The sequence below is a fragment of the Planomonospora algeriensis genome, assembly GCF_977012225.1.
The window spans coordinates 1-6210 of the sequence record NZ_CDRNDK010000381.1; the positions used below are offsets into that span (position 1 = coordinate 1).

Annotated in this window: 5 protein-coding genes and 1 pseudogene; 1 reads left to right on the plus strand and 5 read right to left on the minus strand. The window is 73.3% G+C overall.

Translation table 11 applies throughout. The features are described from left to right. The 5 genes and pseudogenes from ACWJ6R_RS28010 to ACWJ6R_RS28030 all read right to left on the minus strand — a co-directional run. Positions 1–746: pseudogene (locus ACWJ6R_RS28010) on the minus strand (hypothetical protein); the annotation flags it as partial. Further along, positions 719–1297: a hypothetical protein gene (locus ACWJ6R_RS28015; protein WP_449065097.1), complete on the minus strand. Its 579-nt coding sequence runs from the start codon at positions 1295–1297 to the stop codon at positions 719–721. The pseudogene ACWJ6R_RS28010 and the gene ACWJ6R_RS28015, both read right to left, overlap by 28 nt. A 145-nt stretch (positions 1298–1442) precedes the next feature. Further along, on the minus strand, positions 1443–2267 hold the full coding sequence (locus ACWJ6R_RS28020) for a glycoside hydrolase family 10 protein (protein ID WP_449065101.1): 825 nt from the start codon (positions 2265–2267) through the stop codon (positions 1443–1445). Then, positions 2186–3052: a glycoside hydrolase family 10 protein gene (locus ACWJ6R_RS28025; RefSeq protein ID WP_449065098.1), complete on the minus strand. Its 867-nt coding sequence runs from the start codon at positions 3050–3052 to the stop codon at positions 2186–2188. The genes ACWJ6R_RS28020 and ACWJ6R_RS28025 overlap by 82 nt, the downstream gene beginning before the upstream one ends. A gap of 111 nt (positions 3053–3163) precedes the next feature. Next, positions 3164–5293: an elongation factor G-like protein EF-G2 gene (locus ACWJ6R_RS28030; protein WP_449065099.1), complete on the minus strand. Its 2130-nt coding sequence runs from the start codon at positions 5291–5293 to the stop codon at positions 3164–3166. A 234-nt stretch (positions 5294–5527) separates the two neighbouring features. Between ACWJ6R_RS28030 and pgsA the strand changes: the two genes are divergently transcribed. Further along, positions 5528–6145 (plus strand): phosphatidylinositol phosphate synthase, encoded by a 618-nt coding sequence (gene pgsA / locus ACWJ6R_RS28035; protein ID WP_449065100.1) that lies wholly within the window; start codon positions 5528–5530, stop codon positions 6143–6145. Positions 6146–6210 lie beyond the last annotated feature (65 nt).

Below are 6210 nucleotides of genomic sequence, written 5' to 3' on the forward strand. Positions count from 1 at the left end.
TCCCCGGCGGCCGTCAGCGCGCGCGAGCGCGACCAGAGGAAGGGCACCGCCAGCGCCGCCGCCGCCAGCAGCAGCGCGCAGACCGCGATCCCCGCGGCCAGGGAGGGCACCGGGTTCCCGGCGCGGTGCCAGTCGGTGAGGTTGACCAGGTACGTCGAGACCGGGAGCGAGGCGAGGACGAGGGCGGCCAGCCGTACCCGCCCCAGCCCGCGCCCCCGGCGCAGCAGCAGGAAGGCGGTGGCGTAGAAGACGACCTGGAGCACGGCGAGGGCGGTGAAGAAGGCCCCGCCGATCTCGCGGATCGCCTGGCCGGCCACGTCGGCGTCGTGCAGCTCGGCCCGCGCCGCCGCGGTCCCGCCGGTACGGCCCGCGCTCGCCGTCCAGGGCGTGCCGACCACCGATGGCGGCACCGGGACACCGGTCACGGAGAGCATGGTGGCCGTGATGTCCGGCAGGATCGTGACGTCCTCACGGTGGGTGGAGGCCGCGCCGAGGAACCGGTCCCGGGCCTCGGCCCCGGCGCGCATCAGGGCCACCCGCAGGTGCGGTTGCGCACCGTGGTCGGACAGCCCCGCCAGCAGCACGGTGGTGTCCTCCGGGAGCGCGCTGAGCACCGCGCCGGTCTTGACGTCGGCCCGGCGCAGCGCGTCCGCCCGCTCCTGGGGGGTGAGGGCGTCCTCGACGGCGGGCAGCCGCCCGTCGCCCAGGTAGGGCCGGATCAGGTCGTCCACGTCGACCGCGGCCACCCGGCACGCGGTGAGGGCGCCGCCCGGATCTGGGCGGGGGAGGGCGCGTAGCGGTCCACCTTCCCCGTCCGGTCGGCCAGGGCCAGCGCCGCTCCCGGGCCGACCGCCAGCGTGCAGTCCCCCGCGGCGTGCACGGCCTCGCCGAGGGTCCCGGAGCCGCGCTGCCCGGCGACCTCGATCAGGTAGTCGTAGCCGGGGATGACCGCGCCGCCGCCGTCGGCGGGTTCGGGCACCGGGGGAAGGCCGCAGCCGTAGCCCACGGCGGACCTGATCCCGGCCGAGACCGTCAGCCACGCGTCGTAGGGGCAGGTCACCCGGCCCACCGTCCGGACCGACAGCGAGCCGGCCGCGCTCTGCCCCGCCAGCTGCCACAGGTTGGGCGTGCCCGCGGGGCTGAGGTCGCTCCAGCGCAGGCCGGGCACCCCGATCAGGACCACCCGTTCGTCGGCGGAGGCGGAGGCGACGGTGGCGGTGGCGGTGGCGGTGGCCTGCGCCGCTCCCGGCCACAGCACGCTCAGGAGCAGCGCGAATGCGAGCAGCGTACGGCTCACCGGTGACCTCCCCGGACCCTGCGGCCCTGTTCCCACATCGACTGCTCGCACCGTAGGGGAAGATCCCGCGCCGGTCCATCGAAAGCGGATTTTGCCGAGGGAAGGCCGCCCGTGCGCCCGTCGCCGGAGGGGACGGGCGCACCCGTCAGGGCAGGATCGCCCGGGTGGCCGGGCTCTCGTTGTGCAGCCGGTCCAGGGCGGAGACGAGGTAGGTCCCGCCGCCGGAGACCGGCAGGCTCTGGCGCGCGCCGGAGGCCGCGGGCACGACCGCCACCAGGTTGCGGGCGTCGGCCACGGAGCAGGCGTCCACGCCGCCGGAGGCGACCCGGTAGACCGCGTAGGCGCGGGCCCCTGAGGAGGACTTCCAGGATAGCTCGGCCGCCCGGAGCCTGACGCCGGAGGGCTGGGCCGGAGCCGCGCCGCCCAGGCCCTTGATCAGGGGCATCAGGGCCGGCCGGGCGTAGTGCGCCTTGGCGATCCGGTCCATCGCGCCGAGCGGGTTGGTGCGGACCTGCGTGGCGCTGAAGTAGACGTCGCCGCGGACCTCGGGGTACTTGCGGTTGCGGGTGAGGTGGGCGGGGAGCTCGCCGGGCTTGGTCCAGGCCGGGGTGTCGGTGGCCCCGACGCGGTAGAGGGCCTGGCCGATGTACAGGTGCACGCCGGTGCCCTCGACCTGCTTGGCCCACCACGGCATCAGCACGTCGTAGTCGGCGACCCGGAAGCCGCGCGGCCAGTACAGCTGCGGCATGACGTAGTCGACCGTGCCCTTGCGGATCCAGTGGCGGGCGTCGGCGTAGATGGAGTCGTAGGCGGACATGCCGCTGGTCGCCGACCCGGCCGGATCGTTGGACTTGTTGCGCCAGATGCCGAACGGGCTGATGCCGAACTTCACGTGCCTCTTGGTCGCGTGCACGGCCGCGTCCACCTGGGCGACCAGCTTGTTGACGTTGGCGCGCCGCCAGTCGGCCAGCTTCGCGCCGTTGCCGTACCTGGCGAAGGCGGCGCCGTCCTTGAACTTCGTGCCCGGCCGGGATAGGGGTAGAAGTAGTCGTCGAAGTGCACGCCGTCGACGTCGTAGCGCCGGACCACGTCCTTGATGACGGCGGTGACGTGGTCGCGGACCGCGGGCAGGCCGGGGTTGTAGTAGAGGCGGCCCTCGTGCTTGACGACCCAGTCGGGGTGCACGCGCGCGGGATGGGAGGCCGGCAGCCCGCTCACGTCGGTGTCGTAGGCCGCGCGGTAGGGGTTGAACCAGGCGTGGAACTCCATGCCGCGCTTGTGGGCCTCGTCGATCAGGAAGGGCATCGGGTCCCAGCCCGGGTCCTTGCCCGCCGTACCGGTCAGGAACTTCGACCACGGCTCCAGACCCGACCGGTAGAGCGCGTCGGAGGCCGGGCGGACCTGGAGGAAGACCGCGTTGATCCGGCGCTTGGCCGCGCTGTCGAGGAGCTTGACGTAGTCGGCCTTCTGCCGGGCGACCGCCTGACCGGTGCGCACGGGCCAGTCGATGTTGTTCACCGTGGCGATCCAGATCCCGCGCAGCTGCCGCTTGGGGTATCTGGCGTCGGTACGGCACTGCGCGGCCGCGGTGGTGGCGGTGGCGAGCTCGGAGGCCGCGCCGGGGCGCTCGCGGCCCGCCGCGGTGCGGCGGCCCCGTCCTGGGGCCCGAAGGTGTAGGCGGCACCCAGCGTGGCGGCGGAGAGGGCGGCGGCTGCAAGCAGTGGTCGTCCGGATCGCATGGACACAGTGTGTCATCGGCGGCGCGATGCTCCAGCCGGAAAAAAGAAATCGATTCGTGATGCTTGTGTTATGGGAGTGCTTTTCCGGGAGGCATGAGGCGGACGACCGCGCCTCCCGGAGGACCGGTCAGGCGGTCACCTTGTCGACCAGGTGGGAGGGGAGGGGTTCGTAGCGGAGGAAGGAGCGCCGGAAGGTCCCGGTGCCGTGTGACATCGATCTCAGGTCGATCGCGTAGCGGGTCACCTCCAGCTGCGGGACCTCGGCCCGCACCAGGGTGCGCCCGGTCCCGACCGGCTCGGTGCCCAGGACCCGGCCGCGGCGCGAGGACAGGTCGGACATCACCGCGCCCACGTGCTCGTCGGCGACCAGTACGGCCACCTCGTCGACGGGCTCCAGCAGCAGGGTGGGCACCTTGGCGGCGGCCTCCTTCAGCGCCAGCGCCCCGGCGATCTGGAAGGCCATGTCGGAGGAGTCGACCGAGTGGGACTTGCCGTCGCAGAGCGTGACGCGGATGTCGACCATCGGGTATCCGGCGACCACGCCGCGCTCCATCTGGGTGCGCACGCCCTTCTCCACCGACGGGATGAACTGGCGCGGCACCACCCCGCCGACGATCTTGTCCACGAACTCGAAGCCGGAGCCCGGGGGGAGGGGCTCCACCTCCAGGTGGCAGACGGCGTACTGGCCGTGGCCGCCGGTCTGCTTGACGTTGCGGCCCACCACCCGGCAGCTGCCGCCGAGGGTCTCGCGCAGCGGCACCCGCAGGTCGACCTTCTCCACCACGACCCCGTGGCGCCTGCTCAGCCGGTCCAGCAGGACGTCGGCGTGGGCCTCGCCCATGCACCACAGGACGAGCTGCTTGGTCTCGGGGTTGTTCTCCAGCCGGAGCGTGGGGTCCTCGGCGACGAGGCGGCCGAGGGCCTGGCCGAGCTTGTCGTCGTCGGCCTTGGAGCGGGCCCGGATCGCGACCGGGAGCAGCGGGTCCGGCATCGTCCACGCGGTCATCAGCAGCGGGCGGTCCTTGTCGGACAGGGTGTCGCCGGTCTCGGCGCGGGCCAGCTTGGCCACCGCGACGACGTCGCCCGCGATGCCCTTGGGGGCGGGGCGCTGGTGCTTGCCCAGCGGGCAGGAGAGCGCGCCGAGGCGCTCGTCCACGTCGTGGTCCTCGTGCCCGTGGTCGGCCAGGCCGTGCCCGGAGACGTGCACGGTCGCGTCCGGGCGCAGCGTCCCGGAGAACACGCGCACCAGGCTGATCCGGCCCACGTAGGGGTCGCTGGTGGTCTTGACGACCTCGGCGACCAGGGGGCCGTCGGGGTCGCACGCGATGTCGGCCACCGGCCTGCCGTCGATCGTGGTGATCTCCGGCAGCGGATGCTCCAGCGGGGAGGGGAAGCCCTGCGTGATGAGCTGGAGGACCTCGGCCGCGCCCACGCCGGTCCCGGTGGCCAGGACAGGGTAGAAGCCGCCGCGCGCGACGGCCTTCTCCAGGTCGCCGACGAGGACCTTGACGTCGATCTCCTCGCCGGAGAGGTAGCGGTCCATCAGGGACTCGTCCTCGCTCTCCTGGATGATCCCCTCGATCAGGCCGCCGCGGTACCGGTCGATCTGCTCCTGGTAGTCGGGGCCCGGGGCGTTCTCGGTCCGGGCGCCGGTGGCGTAGTTGTAGAAACGCTGCGTCAGCAGCCCGATCAGGCCGTTCACCTTGCCGTTGGTCACCACCGGCAGGTACAGCGGGGCCACGCCGTCACCGAACGCGTCCTGGCAGGCGGCGAGCGCCTCGGCGAAGTCGGCCCGCTGGTGGTCGATCTTGGTGATGACGACGGCCCGCGGCATGCCGACCGCCGCGCACTCCTCCCACAGCATCCGGGTCAGGCCGTCCACGCCGTCGGTGGCGGAGACGACGAACAGGGCCGCGTCGGCCGCGCGCAGGCCCGCGCGCAGGTCGCCGACGAAGTCGGCGTAACCGGGGGTGTCCAGCAAGTTGATCTTCACGCCGTCGTGGAGCATCGGGGCGAGGGTGAGGTTCACCGAGCGCTGCTGCCGTATCTCGACCTCGTCGAAGTCGCTGACCGTGGTGCCGTCCTCGACCCTGCCGGGCCGCTGGACGGTCCCGGTGGCGACCAGGAGCGATTCGACCAGGGTCGTCTTGCCCGCTCCCGAGTGGCCGACCAGCACGACGTTGCGCACCATGTCCGGCCGGTCGGCCACGGGCGCCCTGCCCGCGGCTCCCGATGCGCCGGTCGATCTCTCCGCCATGTCGCCTCCCGTGTCGCTGCCGAAGGGGGCGGTCGCGCGCGGCCGCACCCTGGGGTCCGCCTCCGCGTCCGGATACCGCCGGGTCCCCGGGGGGCTCAGGGACCCGGCGACCCTCGATGACGCGGTGTGTTCACCAAATACCCATGTGGCGGATATCACAAGAGGGCTCGCCCAATCCGCCCACCGGGCTTCGGATACGCGCCGCCGAGCCCGGTGGCCTACGATCGGAGCGCGATGCTGAAACTTCTGCGCCCCGCCGTCACCCGCGTCCTGACCCCGCTGGGCAGGGCACTCGTCGACCGGGGGGTCGGCCCCAACGCGGTCACCGCGGCCGGCACGCTCGGCACGGTCGCCGCGGCGCTGTTCTTCTACCCGAGGGGCCAGCTCTTCGCGGGCACGATGGTGATCACGTTCTTCGTCTTCGCCGACCTCCTCGACGGGGTCATGGCCAGGATGACCGGATCGGGCAGCACCTGGGGGGCGTTCCTCGACTCGACCCTGGACCGGGTCGGCGACGCCGCGATCTTCTCGGGGCTGGCGGTCTGGCTCGCGCTGAGCGGCCAGCGGGTGCTGGCCGGGGTCGCGTTGTTCTGCCTGGTGGCCGGGGCGCTGGTGTCCTACGTCAAGGCCAGGGCGGAGGGTCTGGGCCTGACCTGCGACGTCGGCCTGGCCGAGCGGCCCGAGCGGCTGGTGGTGGGCCTGGTCGCGGCCGGCCTGTCCGGCCTCGGCGTGCCGTACGTCCTGGCCGCGGGGCTCTGGCTGCTCGCCGCGGCCAGCGCGGTGACGGTCGGCCAGCGACTGGTCCACGTCCGCCGCCAGGCCGTCCCCCTCCCGCCCCAGACCCTCCGCTGATCGGAGAGCGATGACCGACAAGCCGTCCCCCCCCACGGCGTCCGAGGCGCCCGCCGCGTCCCCCG